The sequence below is a fragment of the Mesorhizobium sp. M1328 genome (assembly GCF_040318075.1).
In the GTDB taxonomy this organism is placed as follows: domain Bacteria; phylum Pseudomonadota; class Alphaproteobacteria; order Rhizobiales; family Rhizobiaceae; genus Mesorhizobium.
In genome coordinates this window covers 169197-188150 of sequence record NZ_JAMYLO010000006.1, presented here as the reverse complement: position 1 = coordinate 188150, position 18954 = coordinate 169197, and the positions used below count along the sequence as shown (strand labels likewise).

21 protein-coding genes, 1 tRNA gene and 1 pseudogene are annotated in these 18954 nt (G+C 64.0%); 15 read left to right on the top strand and 8 right to left on the bottom strand.

The genetic code is table 11. From position 1 onward, the window contains the following. From cbiE to NKH23_RS14900, 8 genes are read left to right on the top strand one after another with little or no spacing between them, the layout of a single operon-like run. Positions 1 to 1242: a precorrin-6y C5,15-methyltransferase (decarboxylating) subunit CbiE gene (cbiE, locus tag NKH23_RS14935; RefSeq protein WP_352978619.1), complete on the top strand. Its 1242-nt coding sequence runs from the start codon at positions 1 to 3 to the stop codon at positions 1240 to 1242. Next, positions 1239 to 1619: a cobalamin biosynthesis protein gene (locus NKH23_RS14930; protein WP_292664838.1), complete on the top strand. Its 381-nt coding sequence runs from the start codon at positions 1239 to 1241 to the stop codon at positions 1617 to 1619. The genes cbiE and NKH23_RS14930 overlap by 4 nt, the downstream gene beginning before the upstream one ends. Next, a complete protein-coding gene (gene cobM, locus NKH23_RS14925; RefSeq protein WP_352978617.1) occupies positions 1616 to 2380 on the top strand; it encodes a precorrin-4 C(11)-methyltransferase in 765 nt (254 codons plus the stop codon). The genes NKH23_RS14930 and cobM overlap by 4 nt, the downstream gene beginning before the upstream one ends. Further along, a complete protein-coding gene (gene cobA / locus NKH23_RS14920) occupies positions 2377 to 3183 on the top strand; it encodes a uroporphyrinogen-III C-methyltransferase (RefSeq protein WP_352978615.1) in 807 nt (268 codons plus the stop codon). Before cobM ends, cobA begins: the two co-directional genes overlap by 4 nt. Continuing rightward, positions 3180 to 4529, top strand: coding sequence for a cobyrinic acid a,c-diamide synthase CobB (locus NKH23_RS14915; RefSeq protein ID WP_352978613.1), 1350 nt, complete (start codon positions 3180 to 3182; stop codon positions 4527 to 4529). The genes cobA and NKH23_RS14915 overlap by 4 nt, the downstream gene beginning before the upstream one ends. Positions 4530 to 4532: 3 nt before the next feature. Next, on the top strand, positions 4533 to 5303 hold the full coding sequence (locus NKH23_RS14910) for an adenosylcobinamide-GDP ribazoletransferase (RefSeq protein WP_352718939.1): 771 nt from the start codon (positions 4533 to 4535) through the stop codon (positions 5301 to 5303). A gap of 24 nt (positions 5304 to 5327) precedes the next feature. After that, complete coding sequence (gene cobT / locus NKH23_RS14905; RefSeq protein WP_352718940.1) at positions 5328 to 6338, top strand: nicotinate-nucleotide--dimethylbenzimidazole phosphoribosyltransferase; 1011 nt, start codon at positions 5328 to 5330, stop codon at positions 6336 to 6338. A gap of 16 nt (positions 6339 to 6354) precedes the next feature. Beyond that, entirely contained in the window at positions 6355 to 7095 is a 741-nt protein-coding gene (locus NKH23_RS14900; protein ID WP_352978611.1) for a hypothetical protein, read from the top strand. Between the two features lie 100 nt (positions 7096 to 7195). Here the strand turns inward: NKH23_RS14900 and NKH23_RS14895 are convergent. Together NKH23_RS14895 and NKH23_RS14890 are read right to left on the bottom strand one after the other, a co-directional pair. Continuing rightward, a tRNA-Lys gene (locus NKH23_RS14895) sits at positions 7196 to 7271 on the bottom strand. 105 nt (positions 7272 to 7376) lie between these two features. Next, positions 7377 to 8282: a PhzF family phenazine biosynthesis protein gene (locus NKH23_RS14890; protein ID WP_352978609.1), complete on the bottom strand. Its 906-nt coding sequence runs from the start codon at positions 8280 to 8282 to the stop codon at positions 7377 to 7379. Positions 8283 to 8393: 111 nt separating this feature from the next. Between NKH23_RS14890 and NKH23_RS14885 the strand changes: the two genes are divergently transcribed. The 4 genes from NKH23_RS14885 (at position 8394) to NKH23_RS14870 (ending at position 11969) form a co-directional block, all read left to right on the top strand. After that, the gene (locus tag NKH23_RS14885) at positions 8394 to 9686 is read left to right on the top strand and encodes an efflux RND transporter periplasmic adaptor subunit (protein WP_352978607.1); all 1293 of its coding nucleotides are present in this window, start codon (positions 8394 to 8396) and stop codon (positions 9684 to 9686) included. A 2-nt stretch (positions 9687 to 9688) separates the two neighbouring features. Beyond that, a complete protein-coding gene (locus NKH23_RS14880; RefSeq protein ID WP_352978605.1) occupies positions 9689 to 10396 on the top strand; it encodes an ABC transporter ATP-binding protein in 708 nt (235 codons plus the stop codon). 2 nt (positions 10397 to 10398) lie between these two features. Then, a complete protein-coding gene (locus NKH23_RS14875; protein ID WP_352718945.1) occupies positions 10399 to 11616 on the top strand; it encodes an ABC transporter permease in 1218 nt (405 codons plus the stop codon). Between the two features lie 113 nt (positions 11617 to 11729). Then, on the top strand, positions 11730 to 11969 hold the full coding sequence (locus NKH23_RS14870) for a hypothetical protein (protein ID WP_352718946.1): 240 nt from the start codon (positions 11730 to 11732) through the stop codon (positions 11967 to 11969). Here the strand turns inward: NKH23_RS14870 and NKH23_RS14865 are convergent. Both NKH23_RS14865 and NKH23_RS14860 read right to left on the bottom strand, forming a co-directional pair. After that, complete coding sequence (locus NKH23_RS14865) at positions 11944 to 12690, bottom strand: hypothetical protein (protein WP_352718947.1); 747 nt, start codon at positions 12688 to 12690, stop codon at positions 11944 to 11946. The genes NKH23_RS14870 and NKH23_RS14865 overlap by 26 nt on opposite strands. A gap of 7 nt (positions 12691 to 12697) precedes the next feature. Continuing rightward, positions 12698 to 13808, bottom strand: a pseudogene (locus NKH23_RS14860) (endonuclease/exonuclease/phosphatase family protein). Positions 13809 to 13995: 187 nt separating this feature from the next. Between NKH23_RS14860 and NKH23_RS14855 the strand changes: the two are divergent. Together NKH23_RS14855 and NKH23_RS14850 are read left to right on the top strand one after the other, a co-directional pair. Then, positions 13996 to 14580: a BA14K family protein gene (locus NKH23_RS14855; protein ID WP_352978601.1), complete on the top strand. Its 585-nt coding sequence runs from the start codon at positions 13996 to 13998 to the stop codon at positions 14578 to 14580. 175 nt (positions 14581 to 14755) lie between these two features. Then, positions 14756 to 15040: a PilZ domain-containing protein gene (locus NKH23_RS14850; RefSeq protein ID WP_292659122.1), complete on the top strand. Its 285-nt coding sequence runs from the start codon at positions 14756 to 14758 to the stop codon at positions 15038 to 15040. A gap of 12 nt (positions 15041 to 15052) precedes the next feature. Here the strand turns inward: NKH23_RS14850 and NKH23_RS14845 are convergent, their stop codons facing one another. Both NKH23_RS14845 and NKH23_RS14840 read right to left on the bottom strand, forming a co-directional pair. Next, complete coding sequence (locus NKH23_RS14845) at positions 15053 to 15676, bottom strand: hypothetical protein (protein ID WP_353025585.1); 624 nt, start codon at positions 15674 to 15676, stop codon at positions 15053 to 15055. Beyond that, positions 15669 to 16190 carry a hypothetical protein gene (locus tag NKH23_RS14840; RefSeq protein WP_352978597.1) on the bottom strand — a complete coding sequence of 174 codons (522 nt, stop codon included), beginning with the start codon at positions 16188 to 16190 and terminating at the stop codon, positions 15669 to 15671. The genes NKH23_RS14845 and NKH23_RS14840 overlap by 8 nt, the downstream gene beginning before the upstream one ends. A 51-nt stretch (positions 16191 to 16241) precedes the next feature. On the opposite strand from NKH23_RS14840, the gene NKH23_RS14835 reads away from it, so the two are divergent. Then, the gene (locus NKH23_RS14835; RefSeq protein WP_352978596.1) at positions 16242 to 16637 is read left to right on the top strand and encodes a hypothetical protein; all 396 of its coding nucleotides are present in this window, start codon (positions 16242 to 16244) and stop codon (positions 16635 to 16637) included. 52 nt (positions 16638 to 16689) lie between these two features. On the opposite strand, the gene NKH23_RS14830 is transcribed toward NKH23_RS14835, so the two are convergent. Together NKH23_RS14830 and ilvC are read right to left on the bottom strand one after the other, a co-directional pair. Beyond that, positions 16690 to 17667, bottom strand: a complete 978-nt coding sequence (locus NKH23_RS14830) for a DUF3592 domain-containing protein (protein WP_352978594.1) — start codon at positions 17665 to 17667, stop codon at positions 16690 to 16692. A 257-nt stretch (positions 17668 to 17924) separates the two neighbouring features. Continuing rightward, entirely contained in the window at positions 17925 to 18944 is a 1020-nt protein-coding gene (gene ilvC, locus NKH23_RS14825; RefSeq protein WP_352466900.1) for a ketol-acid reductoisomerase, read from the bottom strand. Between the last annotated feature and the right edge of the window lie 10 nt (positions 18945 to 18954).

Below are 18954 nucleotides of genomic sequence, written 5' to 3'. Positions count from 1 at the left end.
ATGCCTGCTGAAGGTCCGCGCGGCGCCAAGCTCACCTCAAAGTGGCTCACGATCATCGGCATCGGCGAGGACGGTGTAGCGGGTCTCGGCGACGAGGCCAAGCGGTTGATCGCGGAGGCCGAATTCGTCTTCGGCGGCAAGCGCCACCTTGCCCTCGTCGCGTCGCTCGCCAAAGGTGAAGCGCGCGCCTGGCCGACGCCTTTCGATGCCGAGCTGCGCGACGTGCTGGCGCTCCCCGGCAGACGCGTCTGCGTGCTGGCCTCCGGCGATCCCTTCTACCACGGTGTCGGCGTCACCCTCGCCCGCAAGGTCGCGGCAGAGGATATGCGGGTGATCCCCGCGCCCTCGGCCTTTTCGCTGGCCGCCTCACGCCTGGGCTGGGCGCTGCAGGACGTCGAGACCATTTCGTTGCATGGCCGCTCGCTCGACCTGATCCGGCCGTTGCTGCATCCTTGCACCCGCATTCTCGCACTGACCTCGGACAGCGATGCACCGGGAGCGATTGCCGGTCTGCTGACAGAGCTCGGCTTCGGCGCCTCGCAGCTGACCGTTCTGGAGGCGCTCGGCGGCTCGAACGAAAGGCTGCGCTCAGCGAGCGCCGGCACCTTCGACCTCGCAAAGATCAATCCGCTCAACGTGCTCGCGATCGAAGTTGAATCGACTCCGCAAGCACGCATCCTGCCGCTGACAGCGGGACTTGCCGATCATTTGTTCGAGCATGACGGCCAGATCACCAAGCGCGAAGTGCGCGCCGTCACCCTGTCCGCTCTCGCGCCAAGGCGCGGCGAACTGCTGTGGGACATCGGCGCCGGCTCGGGCTCCATCGGCATCGAATGGATGCTGGCCCATCCTTCCATGCGCGCGATCGCCGTTGAGGCCGATCCGGCCCGCGCCGCCCGCATCCGACGCAACGCCGCGGCCTGCGGCGTTCCCGGTCTCGCCGTCGTCGAAGGTTCGGCACCGCAAGCTCTTGCCGGACTGGAAACGCCGGCGGCGATCTTCATCGGCGGCGGCGGCAGCGATGCCGGAGTGCTGGAAAGAGCCCTCGATGCCTTACCTGTCGGCGGCCGCCTCGTCGCCAACGCGGTGACGCTGGAGATGGAGGCGCTGCTGCTTTCCCGTAACGCTGCGCACGGCGGCGAACTCACCCGCATTGCTATATCCCGTACTTCGCCAGTCGGTTCGATGCAGGCGTGGCGGCCGGCTATGCCGGTCACCCAATGGAGCTGGGTCAAGCCATGATGGTCGCGGGCATCGGCAGCCGCAAAGGCGTCAGCGCGCGGGACGTGCTTGCTGCGGTAGAAACCGCCCTGGAAGCGCACGGGCTTGCCCTGCCCGCGCTTTCGGCCCTCGCGACCGCGTCTCTCAAGCAGGATGAAGCGGCAATCTTCGCCGCCGGACGCGAACTCCGCCTTCCGGTAATCGTTGTCGAGCAGGCCGAACTCAAAGCTGCGTCTACGACCAGCCACTCCGACCTATCGCAGGAGCATGCCGGCACGCCGTCTGTTTCCGAAGCCTCGGCGCTTGCCGCCGCCGGCAAAGGCGCAAAACTGCTCGGGCCGCGCACCGTGCTCGGTGCTGTCACCTGCGCCATCGCCATCAGCGGAGATGCGGCATGACCGTCCATTTCATCGGCGCCGGTCCAGGTGCTGCCGACCTCATCACCTTGCGCGGCAGCCGCCTGCTCGGCAGTTGTCCCGTCTGCCTCTATGCCGGATCGATCGTCGCGCCGGAGCTGTTGCAGCACTGCGCGCCCGGGACGCGGTTGATCGACACCGCGCCGATGTCGCTCGACGAGATCGAGGCCGAATATCTGGCCGCCCACGCGGCCGGCCATGACGTCGCTCGCCTGCATTCCGGCGACCTTTCGGTGTGGAGCGCCGTTGCCGAACAGATCCGCCGGCTGGAAAAGCACGGCATCCCTTACACGCTGACGCCAGGCGTGCCGTCTTTTGCCGCCGCGGCCGCCGCGCTGCGCCGCGAGCTGACCATTCCGGAAGTCGCGCAAAGCCTGGTGCTGACCCGCATCTCCGGCCGCGCGTCAAAGATGCCGCCCGGCGAAACGCTGGCCGGCTTCGGCCGCACCGGCGCCACGCTGGCCATCCATCTCGCCATCCACGCCCTCGACCGCGTCGTCGCAGAGCTGACGCCCTACTACGGCGTTGACTGTCCGGTCGCCGTTGTCTTCCGCGCCTCCTGGCCGGACGAGCGCGTGCTGACAGGCACGCTGGCCACCATTGAGGCGCAGCTAGGCGCCGATCCAATGGAACGCACGGCGATCATCTTCGTCGGCCGCTCGCTGGCGGCGGAAGATTTTAGCGAAAGTTCACTTTACGACGCGCACTACCAGCGGCGCTTTCGCGGACGGGACGGATTGTGAGCGGCAGCAATAGAAACACTACGGTCGAGCAGGCGCTCACCCGGCTGAACTTCAAGCCGCGCCAGCTTGAGCCCGGGCATGTCTGGCTGGCCGGCGCCGGCCCCGGCGATCCCGGCTGCCTGACGCTGGAAGTACTGGCCGCCCTCGGACAGTGCGACGCGCTGGTCTATGACGCGCTGGTCTCGCCGGAAGTCGTCGCCGTCGCCGAGGGCGCGGAACTGTTCTATGCCGGCAAGCGCGGTGGCAAGCCCTCGATGAAGCAGGACGACATCACCGCTCTGCTGGTCCGGCTGGCGCGCGCGGGCCGGCGCGTCGTCAGGCTGAAGGGCGGCGACCCCTATATTTTCGGGCGTGGCGGCGAAGAGGCGCTGGCGCTGGCCGGGGAAACTATCCCGTTCCGCATCCTGCCTGGCCTGACGTCCGGCCTCAGCGCGCTGGCCGCAACCGGCATTCCCGGCACCATGCGCGGCATCAACAAGGCGCTGATCCTGGCAACCGGTCACGCCGCCGGCACCGATGACGATCTCGACTGGGCCGCCATCGCCCGCACCGGCCAGCCGGTGGTCATCTATATGGGCATGGCCAATCTGCCGCTGATCGTCGCTTCGCTGCTCGAGGGCGGCCTGCCATCTTCGACGCCCGCCGCCGTCATCGTTGCCGCAACGACGCCGCAGGAGCGCATCGTCGTCGCCACACTCGCTACCATTGCCGAAGAAACGGCCGCAGCCGGTCTGACCTCGCCGGCGCTGATCGTCGTTGGCGGCATCGTCGGGATGCGCGCGGCACTGGCGGGTGAGCCATGACCCGCGCCATCATCATCGGCGCGCCGCGCTCGGGCTCGGGCAAGACCAGCGTCACCATCGGCATTTTGCGCGCGCTTGCCCGGCGCGGCCTGAAGGTGCGCGGCGCCAAGTCCGGCCCGGACTATATCGATCCCGGCTTCCACACTGCCGCTACGGGGTTGTCCGGCGTCAATCTCGACAGCTGGGCAATGCCGCCCGCCCTGCTCAACGCGCTGGCTGGCGAAACGACCGAGGACGCCGACTTCATCTTCCTCGAAAGCGCCATGGGCCTGTTCGACGGGATTCCGGCTGCTCCGGGCCGCACCGGCTCGGCCGCCGACCTTGCCCGACTTTATGGCCTGCCGGTGCTGTTGGTGCTCGACGTTTCCGGCCAGTCGACCACGGCAGCGGCCGTCGCCAAGGGTTTTGCCACCTATGACGCGGATGTACGCATGGCCGGGGTCGTGCTCAACCGGCTGGGCAGCGAGCGCCATCGCCGGCTTTGCAGCGATGCCATCGAAGCGCTCGGCCTGCCCGTCGTCGGCTCAATCCTGCGCGACCCGACATTGAACCTGCCCGAGCGCCATCTCGGCCTCGTCCAGGCCGGCGAATATGAGAATCTGATGGCGCATCTCGACCGGCTGGCCGACATGGTCGAGCGCTCGCTCGACCTCGACGCCATTATGGCGCTGGCGGCGCCATTCACGCCCGCGCCGGGCAATTTCGACGACGCGCTGCCGCCGCCCGGCCAGCGCATTGCGCTGGCCGAGGACGCCGCCTTTACCTTCCTCTATCCGCATGTCGCCGCGCATTGGCGCAAGGCCGGCGCCGAGATCGTTCCGTTCTCGCCGCTCGCCGATGAGGCGCCTGGCGACAATTGCGATGTCTGCTGGCTGCCCGGCGGCTATCCCGAGCTTCATGCCGGCCGCCTCGCGGCCGCGGCGAATTTCAGGGCCGGCATGGCGCGGTTCGCCGCCTCGCGGCCGGTGCATGGTGAGTGCGGCGGCTTCATGGTGCTCGGCGAGGCGCTCGAGGACGCGTCGGGCGAGACGCATCGGATGCTTGGCCTGCTGGGCCATTCGACCAGCTTCGCCAAGCGCAAGATGAATCTCGGCTACCGCGAGGCGCGGCTGCGGTCCGGGTGTCCGCTCGGCGGCCAAGGCATGCTGATCCGCGGCCACGAATTCCATTACGCGCAGATGGTTACGACCGGCAATGACGAGCCGCTGGCCGACCTCGCCGACGGACAAGGCAATCCGCTCGGCGCTTCGGGCTACCGGCGCGGCAATGTCAGCGGCACGTTCTTCCATGCCATTGCGAGGGGCGAGAGCATGATCCCGAAAAGTGGTAGCCGGTTTTCAGAATAGATCATGCTCAAACTCCAGATCCCCTCGCAACGGCAGCTCCTCGAAGACATCGCGCTTTGCCTCGTCTTCTTTACCCGGCTGCCGCTGCCGAGAGCCGACTTCCGTGGCCGCAGCCTTGCCGCTGCGATCTGGGCTGCGCCCGTTGCCGGTCTCGCCGTCGCTCTGGCTGGTGCGCTGGTCTACGCCGTCGGAACGAAGCTCGGCCTTGCCGAGGGTCCTGCTGCAGCGTTGACCCTTGCCGCAATCTTGCTTGCCACCGGCTGCCTGCATGAAGACGGGCTTTCGGATGTCGCCGACGGCTTTGGCGGCGGCAAGACGCGCGACAGGAAACTGGAGATCATGCGCGACAGCCGCATCGGTGCCTACGGCGCCTGCGCGCTCGGCATCTCGCTGCTGATCCGCTGGAGCGTGCTCTCTGGATTCGCCGGCCCGGCTCATGTCTTCTGGGCCCTCATTGCCGCGCAAGCGGCTTCGCGCGGCCTGCTCGGCGCCTTCATGCTCCTGCTGCCACCGGCCCGCGCCGACGGCCTCTCGGTTGATGCAGGCACAGTCACCGCCGAAACCGCTATAGCCGGTGCTGTGCTCGGTGCGGCCGCGCTGCTGGCGCTTGGGGTAGGCGCCGCCTTCGCAGCACTCATCCTGCTTGGGCTACTCGCCGCCTTCCGCGCGCTGTGCCTGAACCAGGTCGGCGGCCAGACCGGCGACACCGTCGGCGCCCTGCAGCAACTGGGCGAGATCGCAATCCTGCTCGTCGCTTCCGTTTCCCTTTCCTGACTCTGTTTCGGAGATTTCGCCCCCATGCCTTTCAAATCGCTCGATGAATTGCGCGCCGCCTGCCTCGACCTGCCCAATGGCAGCGACGCCGCGGCCAATGCCGTCGCCCGCCGCCAGGACACGCTGACCAAGCCGCAAGGCAGCCTCGGCCGGCTGGAGACGATAGCCGCCTGGCTGGCGCGCTGGCAGGGCCGCGACATGCCAAAGCTCGACCGCGTCAAGGTCTTCGTCTTTGCCGGCAATCACGGCGTCACCGCGCAAGGCGTGTCGGCCTTCCCCTCGGAGGTGACCGTGCAGATGGTGGCAAATTTCGCCGGCGGCGGCGCCGCCATCAACCAGCTTGCCCGCATCGCCGGCGCCGAACTCGACGTCATCCCGCTCGACCTCGACCGTCCGACCGGCGATTTCACGCAAGAAGTGTCGATGGACGACGAGGCCTTCCTCGCCGCCGTCTCGGCCGGCTACGACGCGATCAGCAGGGATCTCGACCTTGTCTGCTTCGGCGAAATGGGTATCGGCAACACCACGCCGGCGGCAGCCATCTCGACCGCGCTGTTCGGCGGCGGCGCGGAACGATGGACAGGGCGCGGCACCGGCGTCGACGATGCCGGCCTCGTGCGCAAGATCGTCGCCATCGAGGCCGGCCTGAAGCGCCACGCCCCGGCGCTAGCCGACCCCCTGAAGATAGCGGCAGCCCTCGGCGGGCGCGAGCTTGCGGCGATCTTGGGCGCAACACTGGCGGCGCGCCATCTCGGCGTGCCGGTGCTGCTCGACGGCTTCGTCTGCACCGCCGCCGCGGCACCATTGGCGAGATTGCATCCGGCCGGCCTCGCGCACACACTGGCAGCCCATGTCTCGGCCGAATCGGGCCATCGCCGCCTGTTGGAGGCGCTCGGCCTGCCGCCCCTGCTCGATCTCGGCATGCGTCTCGGCGAAGGCTCCGGCGCCTGCCTGGCGGTCAACATGGTCCGCTCGGCATTGGAGTGCCATGCCCGCATGGCAAGTTTTGCCGAGGCTGGGGTTTCGGAGAAGTAAGGACCAGACGGCTGCGATGAATGAACCGCCATATCCTTTTCGTGACCCGAAGCAGGGCATTCGCGAAGTCTATGCGCGAATTGTCCGCGATTTCGATCGGAAGGCTGGGGCCTTTGCCGGGCTCACATACAGTTCACCATGGATGTTGGCCACGGAGGATTGGGCTGAACGATCAGGCCATTCGGTCGAGGACCTATGCGAGATGATTTCTCAAAAGCGGATTTCCTACTTTTCCAAGGAACCCGCGGATCCAGAAACCGTCCGGATTTTTGAGGATTTTCGCAACGCGGCTGAGGAGTGGAGAGAAGAGACCGGCTACGCTGATCTGCCCACGCGCCTCACCCCCGAGATGAGAAAATTTACGAATTACAAGGAGTTAAAAGCACACACGTGGAGACTGTGGAGTTCCATGGGGCTGGATAGATCGTCACACGATTATTTTCTTCGTGACCTCAGCTTTAGGGGCACGATAGAAGATGCTTTTGGCCACGAGGTTCTAGTCGTGATGAAACTAAAGCTTGGATATGGTGGGCCGATCCGGCTGGATTTTAGCCTTCCTTACTACGCAGACGATGAGCCTACATCCTTTGGCCTGGGCGGTCTCTCGGGCGAGGCGCTATTCCATGCACTTCGACTGCCCAGGCATCCGGAACTCGAATGGATCGCCGGCAAAAGCAAGACAAGCTTCGATGCCGTTGACGGCGTCTTGGCCATAACGCGAGCAATCCTGACCTATCTGAGGCCCACTATCCAGTAGTCGGGCGAGTCGACTAGCCGCTTGCCGACATGTGCGACGGGCAAAACGCTGTCTCGCGCCGCGGCTCGCTAAGGTCTTTCCACCAAATCCTGGAGATTTTTGGTGGGTGCGCACAGGATTGAACTGTGGACCCGCTGATTAAGAGTCAGCTGCTCTACCAACTGAGCTACGCACCCACTCGGCCGGAAAAACCGGCGTTGGCGGGCATATAGCCGCCGACATCCGCCATGTCCAGCCCTGCCGGATTCATTTCCCGACAAATCGCTTGAAGCCGACAACGATCAGACGAAGAGCCTGCCTTCCGCCACCTTGACCGCGTGGCCGCCGATGCGGGCGGCCGCCAGTTTGCCACCTTCGACATTCAGTTCGAGGCGAATGCGCGAAGGCCGGCCCATCTCGAGCCCCTGCTCGATCCACTGTTGTGAAACGCCGTCGGTCGGCCGGTCGAAATGCATGATCGCGCCGGCGAAGGCGGCGGCCGCTGAGCCGGTCGCCGGGTCTTCGTAGGACGGATTGCCGGGCACCATCATGCGGACATGGAAGGCACTGTCGTGGTGCACCGTCTCGCGGCAATAGATGTAGGGGCTGGCGAAAGCCCATTCGCTTTTACGTGGTGCGAGTTCCGACCAGGCCTGGTTGTCCAACCTGATCCGGGCGGCCGCCTCCAGATTGGCGACGGGGATGGTCACGTAAGGCACGCCCGCCGACCAGAATGAAACGCGGTGGTTCTCGAAGCCGATCTCGTGCGGTCCGAGGCCAAGGGCTGCCCCGATCGCCTCGGGATCGGCCGACAATTCCAGCTGCGCCGGCAGTTTCGCCAGGTCGAACTCGGCAAAGGTCGAACCGTCGTGCTTGCTGACAGCGCAGCGCACCGGGCCGATATTCTCCTCGAGCACGAAGATGCCGGCGGCCTCTCCCGCCATTTCGGCGAGCGCTATCGCCGAGCCGACGGTTGGGTGGCCGGCGAAGGGCATTTCATAGTCGGGTGTGAAGATGCGGATGCGGGCCCGATGCTTGGGATTATCAGGCGGCAGCACGAAAACGGTTTCGGACAGGTTGAACTCGCGCGCCACCGCCTGCATCGCCGCAACGTCCAGCCCGTCACAGTCGAGCACCACGGCCAGCGGATTGCCGGCCAGCCGGTTGGTGGTGAATACGTCGTAAAGCAAGTAATTCCGCGGCTGCATCTCAGTAAGTCCTCTGCCTCATTCCCAACATGAGCGAAATTTAATTTGAATTTTGAACCATTAGGCCTGATTTGTGCACTGATGGGATATCACTGAACATAGGGGTCCGGCGTGGACCAGATTGTCAATCTGCCAAAGACGGAATCCGCTTCCGCCATCGAGACGGCGCTCGGGCTTGACCACCAGGGCCTGAAGACAAAACGCCGTCGCGGTTGGCTTTACCCAATGTTCGCACTGCTTGCCGTCGCCGCGAGCGTCGTCGGCTACCAGTGGTATGCGGGCTCGCCCGCCAAGATCGAGAATACCACGACACTGGCCGCCATGGCCGATCTTACCGTCGCAGTTTCGGCTACCGGCACACTGCAGCCCCTCACCCAGGTCGATATTTCCAGCGAACTCTCCGGCGTCGTCCGCTCGGTCTCGGTCAACGAGAATCAGCTGGTGAAGAAGGGCGATGTGCTGGCCGCGCTCGACACCGCCAAGCTGGAGGTGCAGATCGAGCGCGCCCAGGCCTCCGCCAAGGCAGCGGCGGCGAGCGTCGAGGACGCCACCGTGACCCTGGCCGAAAACGAAAAGGCGCTGGTGCGCGCGGCGCAACTGACCAAGCGCGGCATGGCGACGGACCAGTCGCTTGAAGCGGCAACCGCCACGCGCGACCGCTCGAAGGCAGCGCTCGATATCGCCAAAGCCAACCTCGCCATGGCCAATGCCGATCTCAAGGCGCAGCAGACGGATCTTGCCAAGAGTACCATCTACGCTCCGATCGACGGCATCATACTGACGCGCTCGGTCGATCCCGGCCAGACGGTCGCCTCCTCGCTGCAGGCGCCGGTGCTGTTCGTCATCGCCGCGGATCTGAAGAACATGGAACTGAAAGCTGCGGTCGACGAGGCCGATATCGGCGCCGTCAAACCTGGCCAGCATGCGCGCTTCACCGTCGACGCGTTCCCCGAACGGCCATTCGACGCCGAAATCCGCGACATTTCCTATGCCTCGGTCACCACCGACGGCGTCGTCACATACGATGCAAGGCTGGATGTCGACAACAGCGAGCTTCTGTTGCGGCCCGGCATGACCGCCACCGTCTCGGTCGTCACCAAGCAGGCCAAAAACGTGCTCACCGTGCCGTCGATCGCCTTCCGCTACCGGCCGGCGCAGACGGCGGAGCGCGGCTGGAGCCTCACCGACCTGTTCACCGGCCGCATGGGACGCCCCGGCGGCAACCGCCAGCGCCAGGCGGCGACGAAGCCCACCGACGGCTCGCGCACGCTCTACGTGCTGGAGAATGGGCGGCCGCATCCGGTCAACGTCAGGGTCGGCTCGACAGATGGCGAACTGACCGAGATCGTCTCCGGCCTGGAGGAAGGCGCGCAAGTCATTACCGCCTCGCAGCAGCGGAGCTGATCGTGGCATCGGGCGCGACCCTCATCGGCTTCGACAAGGTCTGGAAAAGCTATGGCCAGGGCGAGGCCCGGGTGCATGCGCTGGCCGGCGTCGACCTCGCCATCAGGCGCGGCGAATTCGTCGCCATCATGGGCCCGTCCGGTTCGGGCAAATCTACGGCCATGAACATCATTGGCTGCCTCGACACGCCGACCGCTGGGACTTACAGCTTCGAAGGCATCGACGCCGGCCGTCTCGACCGCAACCGCCGCGCTGTGCTGCGCAACCTCTATGTCGGCTTCGTCTTCCAGGGCTATAATCTCTTGCCGCGCACCACGGCCGCCGAGAATGTAGAACTGCCGCTGATCTATCGCGGCGTCGGTGCCCGCGAGCGCCGCGGCCTTGCCATGCAGGCACTTGCCGAGGTCGGCCTTGTCGGCCGCGAGCATCATACGCCGGCCGAGCTGTCCGGCGGCCAGCAGCAGCGCGTGGCGATCGCCCGCGCCATCGTCACCAGGCCGACGCTGCTCGTTGCCGACGAGCCGACCGGCAATCTCGACACCGCCCGCACGCACGAGATCATGGAGCTCCTGACGCAGCTGAACAGCGAGCTCGGCCTGACCATCGCCATGGTCACGCACGAAGCCGATGTTGCCGGCTATGCGCAGCGCACGATCCGTTTCCTCGACGGCCATGTCGCCTCGGACACAGCCAATCTCGAGATGGCCTAGCCATGATCTGGGAAACCGTCCGCCTCTCGCTCCGCTCCATCCGCCGCAACGTGCTGCGCTCGTTCCTGACGCTGCTCGGCATCGTCATCGGCGTTGCTGCCGTCATCGCCATGCTGACCATCGGCTCGGGCACCACCGAAAAGGTCAAGTCCGATATTTCCAAGCTCGGCAGCAACCTGCTCGTCGTCCGTTCCGGCCGCCCTGCCGGGCCTGGCGGACCTGGAGGGCTCGACCAGGTGGTCCGGCCGCTCGGCGACAAGGATCTTGCAGCGCTTGTCGCGCATCTGGACGGCGCGCGCGCCATCTCGCCGGCCTCGCAAAAGCAGGTACGCGTCATTTTCGGCACCGAAAGCCTGACCTCGGGCGTCACCGGCACCGACAGCGCCTATCTCGATGCCCGCGACTGGAAGCTGGTCTCGGGCCGCCCGTTCAGCGATTCGGAAACCCGCTCGGGGACCGGCGTCTGCCTCATCGGCGAGACGGTGCGCCAGCAGTTCTTCGGCGCCGGGGACCCCGAAGGCGAGATCATCCGCGTCAACCGCACCTCCTGCAAGATCATCGGCCTGCTGGAACCGAAGGGCTATACCGGCTTCGGCCAGGACCAGGACAATGTCGTGCTGATGCCGCTCGCCGCCTATCAGCGTCGCATTGCCGGCAATCGCGATATCGAATCGATCTATGTCGCCGCCGACGACCGTACGCCAACCACGGTGCTGCAGACGCGCGTCGAGGACATCTTGCGCGACACGCGCCGCATCACGCCCGACCGTGACGATGATTTCTCGATCCGCGACATGACCCAGATCGCCGATGCCATGGCCAGCGCCACCACCACCATGACTGGCATGCTCGGTGCCGTCGCCGGCGTCAGCCTGCTCGTCGGCGGCATCGGCATTATGAACATCATGCTGGTGTCGGTAACCGAACGCACGCGCGAGATCGGCATCAGGCTCGCTATCGGCGCCCATGAAAAGCATATTCTCATCCAGTTCCTGGTCGAGGCAACCGTGCTGTCGCTGCTTGGCGGCATCATCGGCATCCTGATCGGCCTGGCCCTTGCCGGCCTCGCCTCGGTGACGCTGACGATCCCGTTTGCGCCAAGCCCGGCGGTCATCCTGCTTGCGGTCGGCTTCTCCGCGCTGATCGGCATGGTGTTCGGCTTCTTCCCGGCGCTGCGCGGCGCACGGCTCAACCCCATCGACGCGCTGAGGCATGAGTAGGCGTTGCAGCAAGTATCGCCTCCAGACGCTGCCAATTTTTTATGCAACCTGCCCTTGTCGCAGCACAATCTGCAATGATAACAATGCTGTTGGGGACTAAGGGGGAACAATGGATGAGCAAGAAAGGGCGACTGGCTCTGGCGATGGTGATCGTCGAATCCGCCTTGGCAGGGCTTTGGTGGAATTTGATCCGTTATGGAATGGATAATCCCGATCGCGTCACCGCTGACTTCCAGCAGGTAATTGGGCAGACGATGGGAACGGCGATGGGGGCGCTCCTGGGTCTCGGCGTGCTGCTGTATTTTGTCGCTGCCCGTAGCGACAAGGCTATTGAAGGCAGGTCGCGACGTTAGAGTCGGAATCCTTGCCCGCAAAGTGCCATTCGATCAGCGGTCTCATATGCGGCATCAACCCGTCCGGCAGGTCGGCTGCATTGCGGATGATGACGGGGCCTTCGATTTCAGGCTCTGACTCGGCCGCGACGAAAGCGCTGATCCGCTGTGCCAGGTCGTCGGCGGAGGCCGTCTCGCGGTAGCGGCGAAAGATCACCGTGCCGCTTGCCGTCGACAGGGCGTAGTGGCGCTTGCCGCGTGTCGCGCCTGACAGGTCGAGGCCGGTCTCCTCCCGCACCTCGCGGATCATGTTCAAGTCGACGTCGACAAGGCCGTCGCGGAAATCGGTTGGCTCGAACGAACCGGCGGCGAAGTAGATGCGCCCGGCATTGACCGTATGCGGCGCCATGCGGATCGCCACCAGCGCATTGTCGCCGGCGACCAGCATGGCATGGGCATAGGCGTGCTCGGCCCCGGCCACCTGTCGATTGCCGCGCCAAAGCATGAAGGTCGAATACCGCACCGCATGGCAGCGGCCAAGGAGGCGATTGTCGCGATAGCTGAGAGCGGAAAGCAGCACCACGGTGCCGTCGAAAAGCGCCGGCTTGGCTGCGGTCTCACGCCGCCAGTTTGCGGCGATCGCTTCGGCATTATCGCGCTCGAACGGATGCGGGCCGGGATCGAGCCTGACGTCGATGGCATCGACCGGCAGGATGACGTTGCGCGGCAGGTCGAAACTCACGCCTGTCTCACGCCATGTCGAGGGCAATTGCTACAGGGCAATGGTCGGATGCCTTCGGCCGGTCCCATCCGGCGCGTGGAAAGCGCTCGACCTCCTGACCCGCCGGAAAAATAGTCCGCCAAGGCTGGCCGTTGCGGATGATATCGGGAACGGCGGTGGCGTTCTGTCTGGCTAGCGCCCTCGACAGAAGGATGTAGTCGAGCTGGCAGAGATGCCGCTCTTCCGGTCCGCGCGTGTTAGAAAGTCCAGCGATCCATTTCCGGCCGCCGCTCGACCGCGTTTTCGCAAAAGCCGCCGGCAGTGAGCACGTCGATGCAGGACCGGGTCTCGTCGATGACCTCGAAGCGATAGCCGTCGACGGCATCGCCGGTGATCTTCACGCGCTGCCGGTAGTCGTTCATGTCGCCGCAGATTGCCCAGCGCTTGTCGGCGGCATGGTCCTTGCCGAAGCGCTCCTCGATGATCCGGCGCACCGCTTGCGCCTCGGCGATGCGCAGCGGCATTGTCGCCTCGCGGCCGTCGAGGCCGTTGCGGGGCGAGCCCATCGACTTGAAATGCACGAGATAGAGCGTCAACGGCGCGCCAGCCACGGACAGATCGACTTCCAGGCAGTCGCGCCGGAAGATGCGCTCATTGGCCTGGTGACCGAGCGCTGCCAATTCCGCCGTGTGCAGCCCGAATTGCTCGAACGTGACATAGGCGTAGCTGGTCATGCGCACGAATTCGATCGGCTGACCCTGCGCGGTCTCGTTGCGCATCATCACGGCGACGTCGATGCCGCGCGAATCATTGCCGGCGGTGGTGTATTTCTGCCGGTAACCTTGCCCCACCATCTTGAATAGATAGCCATATTCGAAGGCCCTCAGCGCCTCGATATTGTCGACCTCCTGCATGCAGATGATGTCGGCGCGGGTGGCCGCGATCGCCAGCGCCGTCAACTGCCGCGTGTCGTCGGATTGCGCGATCGCCCGCGCCTGCTCGAGCATCTTGTATTCGGCCTCGCTCTGGATGTCGAAAAGCGCCAGCGTGCGATCTTCGTTGAGCTGATTGCGGTATCCGGAATAATCAAACCTGTTCATCAGGTTTTCGACGTTGAAGGTGGCAAGGCGCAGCGACATAGCTTTGACCTTTGCCCGCAAGCGCGCCCGAAAACAAGGGCGCAGAAACCAAGCGGCTCTGATTGATCGCGCGCTCGCCATGGTTGACGGAACCTTTTTGTTCATCTTCCGTTCAGATGGAAAGTTCCATCAATAGACCCTTCCCCGGGGTATTCTGGGCGTGGGGCCTGAACCTTCGGAGAGTGCGATGAAACCGCTCTTTTTATCTTCCGTCAGATCCGGGCTGATGGCCCTCGGTCTGATCGCCGGCCTCTCGGCCCCCTCGCTTGCCGGGCCGATGCCCAAACCCCTGCTGCCGGTGGCGGGCAATGCCGCCGACATCGTGCAAATTCGTGAAGATTGGGCAGGCGGCAACGACAGGCAGATCTGGCGTTGGCGCAATCGCGGCTTTCGGCAATGGCACGGCGACAATGATTGGAGATGGCGGTCCAACAATTTCCGCGGCCGTCATTTTTCGAGACACTGGGACAATGGCGGCTGGGACGACAGCTGGCGCTGGCGCCACCATCGCCGCCCTTACCGCGGCGGCTACTATGATGATGGTGCGGGCGCCGCGATTCTTGGCTTGGGCTTGGGGCTCGGCCTTGGCAGCCTGTACAACAACTATAACTACTACGACGCGCCGCCACCGCGCCGCTATTATCGCGCAGGGCGGCTTTCCAGTGCACATGTCCAATGGTGTTACAATCGCTACCGGTCGTACCGCGCCTGGGACAACACCTTCCAGCCCTATTACGGGCCGCGCCAGCAATGCTACTCGCCCTATAGGTAAGCAGGCCGACAACAAGCATCATTCGGCGCCGTGCTTCGCGGCGCCTTTTTCTTCCAGCCAGGAATCGCGAAAATCGCCCAGTCTCACTACGGTGATAACGCTATTTTTATCAGGCAGGTCTAATAATCCTCCCGATCAGAACGCCCGAGACGCGAAGATGGCTGGATTGCGTGCAATGGCCGAGGACGAACAGAGGGACAAACGCCGGCAGCGCGTCTTGAAGGGCGCGACGATCCTGACCGGCATGACCAATTCCGAGGTCACATGCACGCTGCGCAACATGCATGCCGGCGGCGCCGAATTGAAGGTCTCGATCGACGCGCGCGTGCCCGATGAGTTCCTGCTCTATGTTCCGACCGACGGCATTGCCTACGAGGCCGTGGTCCGCTGGCGCCGCGAGGATCGCATCGGCGTGATGTTCACCGGCACTCAGCCAAAGCCAAGTTGGCATTACGGCTGATATCTCCCGGCGCTATCCGGGCGGCAGGACTTGCAGTGTCTGCTCGTCAAACAAAGGCTCATCCTGGCCGACGCGAACGAATAGAAGCGTTCGCAGTTCGGGTGATTGCACCTCGAAATACTGAATGCCGTCCGGGGCTTCGCCCCATTCGCCGCAAGGCGGTTCGCCGACCTCGTCAGGGTTGGCGACGGCGTTCAACTCCTCATGATAGGCGGCGTCGGGACTAAAGACGTATCGCATGATGCCTACGGGCGTGACCCCTTCGGTGTAAGGCATGAGCACGCAACGTGTGCTGACGGCCTTCTCGGTCTTCTGCGTAAAAATGCGCTGCAACGCAGCGACGGCCGCTTCGCCCGGCAGCATATCGAAGACTTCGACGACGGGATCGGCCGGCCCGCCATCGCTGTATTTGATGGCAAGCGCATTGCCGCCAAGCTCGAAATGAATCCGGCGAAAACCGAAATCGCAGCGCTGCACCCAGGCAGCCAGCCCGACATCCCTGTCCGCCAGCCGTTCCCAAGCGCATTTGTCGACAGTCGGACGCGACGGCTTGCTTTGGTCGGCACGAGCGCCGGTGGCCATGGCCATAAGGACCGGCAGGGCGAAGATGCAGGCCGGCAGTCTCTTGCTAGTCATCGCTACAACCCGTCAAGCTAAAGGCGTCCCAGGCTGAACCGTCGGGATTGGCTTTGGCGAAATCGGGCCATTCGGTAAAAATCGCGCCAAAGTCAGGCAACAGCAACCCTGCCGGTGCCGGCGAGGCTTGGCGGGAGCTCAACTGCTCGGCACCGCCTGCGTTGAACGCATAGACCTGCCCATCCCACACTCTGCACAGCCCGGTGCCGTCCTCGAGACCCGCCTCGCGATCGTCGTCGGTGCAGGTGTGCCGGATCGTGCCCACAGGAAACGAGTACTTGCCATTGGTCCAGGTGATGTCCGACGGCAGATGAATGTCGGTGTTGGGCACGATCAGCGAAAAGACCTCTGTCGTCAGCGCAGCCGGCTCGTTGTCTGTGGGCCGGAACTGTATCGTCGCTCCCGAACGCGGCTCGCGATAGGTTGCATGGCTGAGCGAACATTCTGTTGCGTTCGCTTCTTGCAACAGGCTCAGCATGCTCAGAAAAATAGCTGCTGCTTTGCGGATGATCATTTAAGTCCCTGGAGCAGCATCATTGTGAAGTTTAAGCATCGATGCTTTAGCATGGCCCAAGGCCACGTCGAAAAGAAAGAATCGATGATGCGAAATCTCTTGATGCTCATTTCGATCCTAGCATTTTCGTGCGGCCACGCCTTCGCCGCGGAACAGTATGTGGGCACATGGTCCGGGAACAGATCGAACTGTACCGCCGTTGCGGATGTTCAACGCCAGACTGTCTACACATTGTACCGCGACGCGCTGTCGGTCCCTGCTCTCGGCTGCGAACACGCAACGTTCCTCAAGACGCCCACGGGCTGGGTGGCGCGGGCCAGCCAATGCTACGGATCCAACCCGTCGGCCGAAGAGCCGTTCTCCCGTGTCATCCATATTGTTGTCGACGGTGCGACGGTGAGATTGACTTGGCCTGGCTTCGACAGCGGTGTTCTTGTCAGATGCTGAAGACAAGTGCCCTTCCTCTGGATCTACAGCGTCTCGGACGGCAGCTTCAGCACTAGATCACCCCGACAAGCAGCGCGGCTCCACCGAGGAAGCCAGCGGCGCAGACCCACAGGAACCAGAGCCCGCTCACCCTGCATTCGAGAACCGCTGCAGCGGGATTGGCGGGGTCGTAGTGGACCTCGACCTTATCGCCCTGGAGGTAGCGCTGCGATTGACCGCTGACGAGGCTCGGCAGCGAAGCCGTCACGTTTGCGCCGAAAGCGATGCGATCGGCGGCGTAGCGCTGGCCGGCGACGCTATAGCTGTAGACGATGCGGGATTTGAAGACTGCGCGCCAGGGTCGATAGCCGCCTCCGGACCTGTCGCGGGTCTCGAATTTCTGCAGGCCCGAGGCGTCGATGCGTCCTGCCGTGATGGGCCATTTGGCCGCCTGTTCCGCAAGTGACTTCTGGGCAAAGCCCATGCGCAGGACAAACAATCCCATGAAAAGCAGCAGGGCTGCGGCGCCGAGGTTCTGCGGCTTGGGCAAAAACGGGCGGATCGCTTCGAGGATGCCGCCGACGGAGAAGACCAATACCAGCGCGCCGACCACCAGCCCGGCCGAAAGCTGGACCATGAACTTGAAGGAGCCGTCGGGCATGGTGCGTTCGATCACGGCCTTGGCTGGATCGGCCGGATTGTAGAAGACGGTTACGCCGGCCCCGTTTGGAAATTTCGCAAGGGTTTCCGCCACGGCAAAGTTTCCAAGGTTCTCCTGCACGCTGTAGTGCGAACTGCGAAACTTCTTGCCGTTCACCTTGTATTCGAAGGTGATCGCCGGGAAGTTGCGCATCTCGGTCGACCCTCTGCTGTCCGAACCGGATCCCGAACTGGTCACCTCGCGAGCCTCGACCCGCGACGAGATGATCTTTCCCGGCGTCGGAGACCAGCGGCTGACCGCCCTCACCTCCCACCACTTCAGCAAGGTGACGAGGGACAGCATGCCGGCAACCGCGCAGGCAAACCCGACCAACAGAAATTTGAGTTCCAACGCTCACCCCCTTGGCACTTTTGTGCCATGCCCCGCACAGACATATCACGGTGATCAGGATAGTGCGCCTGTCCAGAAGCCTGGAAACTACACAATCTTGATGCAAAAAGGCCGGCGGATCGCTCCGCCGGCCTTTCTTGATCGGCAATGAAATTGCGCTCAGTTCTTGGCCTTGTCGACCAGCTTGTTCTTGGAAATTCCCACGCGCCCGCAGGGCGAAGCCCGAGGACACGTAACGAAACGAACGTGGATTTCCTTCAGTTCTTGGCCTTGTCGACCAGCTTGTTCTTGGAAATCCACGGCATCATCGCGCGCAGCTTGGCGCCGACTTCCTCGATCTGGTGGCTGTCGTTGTTGCGGCGGATGCCCTTGAAGCGCGACATGCCGGCGCGATATTCCTGCATCCATTCCGAGGTAAACTTGCCGGTCTGGATGTCCTTCAGCACGCGCTTCATCTCGGCCTTGGTGTCTGCGGTGATGATGCGCGGGCCCGAGACGTATTCGCCCCATTCGGCGGTGTTCGAGATCGAATAGTTCATGTTGGCGATGCCGCCTTCGTAGATCAGGTCGACGATCAATTTGACCTCGTGCAGGCACTCGAAATAGGCCATTTCCGGCGCGTAGCCGGCTTCCACCAGGGTCTCGAAGCCGGCGCGGATCAATTCGACCAGACCGCCGCACAGCACAACCTGCTCGCCGAACAGGTCGGTCTCGCACTCCTCGCGGAAATTGGTCTCGATAATGCCCGAACGGCCGCCGCCGACGCCGCAGGCGTAGGAGAGCGCCAGGTCGAGCGCATTGCCCGAAGCGTCCTGGTTGACCGCGACCAGGCACGGCACGCCGCCGCCCTTCTGGTATTCGCCGCGCACCGTATGGCCGGGCCCCTTCGGCGCGATCATGACGACGTCGACCGAAGCTTTAGGCTCGATCAGGCCAAAATGCACGTTGAGGCCGTGGGCGAAGGCGATCGCCGCGCCATCGCGGATGTTCGGCGCGATCTCGGATTTGTAGATGTCGGCCTGCAGCTCATCGGGCGTGGCCATCATCATCAGGTCGGCCCACTTGGCGGCATCGGCTACGCTCATCACCTTGAGCCCGTCGGCCTCGACCTTCTTGGCCGTCGCCGAGCCGGCCTTGAGGCCGATGGCGATGTCCTTGACGCCGGAATCCTTGAGGTTGAGCGCATGCGCCCTGCCCTGGCTGCCATAGCCGATGATGGCGACCTTCTTGCCCTTGATCAGGTTGAGATCGGCATCGCGATCGTAATAGACACGCATTTTTCTTCCT

Excerpts from the sequence above, each read along its gene's own strand:
- cbiE (WP_352978619.1), top strand. The coding sequence starts at position 1 with ATGCCTGCTGAAGGTCCGCGCGGCGCCAAGCTCACCTCAAAGTGGCTC.
- NKH23_RS14930 (WP_292664838.1), top strand. The coding sequence starts at position 1,239 with ATGATGGTCGCGGGCATCGGCAGCCGCAAAGGCGTCAGCGCGCGGGAC.
- cobM (WP_352978617.1), top strand. The coding sequence starts at position 1,616 with ATGACCGTCCATTTCATCGGCGCCGGTCCAGGTGCTGCCGACCTCATC.
- NKH23_RS14915 (WP_352978613.1), top strand. The coding sequence starts at position 3,180 with ATGACCCGCGCCATCATCATCGGCGCGCCGCGCTCGGGCTCGGGCAAG.
- NKH23_RS14910 (WP_352718939.1), top strand. The coding sequence starts at position 4,533 with ATGCTCAAACTCCAGATCCCCTCGCAACGGCAGCTCCTCGAAGACATC.
- cobT (WP_352718940.1), top strand. The coding sequence starts at position 5,328 with ATGCCTTTCAAATCGCTCGATGAATTGCGCGCCGCCTGCCTCGACCTG.
- NKH23_RS14900 (WP_352978611.1), top strand. The coding sequence starts at position 6,355 with ATGAATGAACCGCCATATCCTTTTCGTGACCCGAAGCAGGGCATTCGC.
- NKH23_RS14890 (WP_352978609.1), bottom strand. The coding sequence starts at position 8,282 with ATGCAGCCGCGGAATTACTTGCTTTACGACGTATTCACCACCAACCGG.
- NKH23_RS14875 (WP_352718945.1), top strand. The coding sequence starts at position 10,399 with ATGATCTGGGAAACCGTCCGCCTCTCGCTCCGCTCCATCCGCCGCAAC.
- NKH23_RS14870 (WP_352718946.1), top strand. The coding sequence starts at position 11,730 with ATGAGCAAGAAAGGGCGACTGGCTCTGGCGATGGTGATCGTCGAATCC.
- NKH23_RS14855 (WP_352978601.1), top strand. The coding sequence starts at position 13,996 with ATGAAACCGCTCTTTTTATCTTCCGTCAGATCCGGGCTGATGGCCCTC.
- NKH23_RS14850 (WP_292659122.1), top strand. The coding sequence starts at position 14,756 with ATGGCCGAGGACGAACAGAGGGACAAACGCCGGCAGCGCGTCTTGAAG.
- NKH23_RS14845 (WP_353025585.1), bottom strand. The coding sequence starts at position 15,676 with ATGACTAGCAAGAGACTGCCGGCCTGCATCTTCGCCCTGCCGGTCCTT.
- NKH23_RS14840 (WP_352978597.1), bottom strand. The coding sequence starts at position 16,190 with ATGATCATCCGCAAAGCAGCAGCTATTTTTCTGAGCATGCTGAGCCTG.
- NKH23_RS14835 (WP_352978596.1), top strand. The coding sequence starts at position 16,242 with ATGGCCCAAGGCCACGTCGAAAAGAAAGAATCGATGATGCGAAATCTC.
- ilvC (WP_352466900.1), bottom strand. The coding sequence starts at position 18,944 with ATGCGTGTCTATTACGATCGCGATGCCGATCTCAACCTGATCAAGGGC.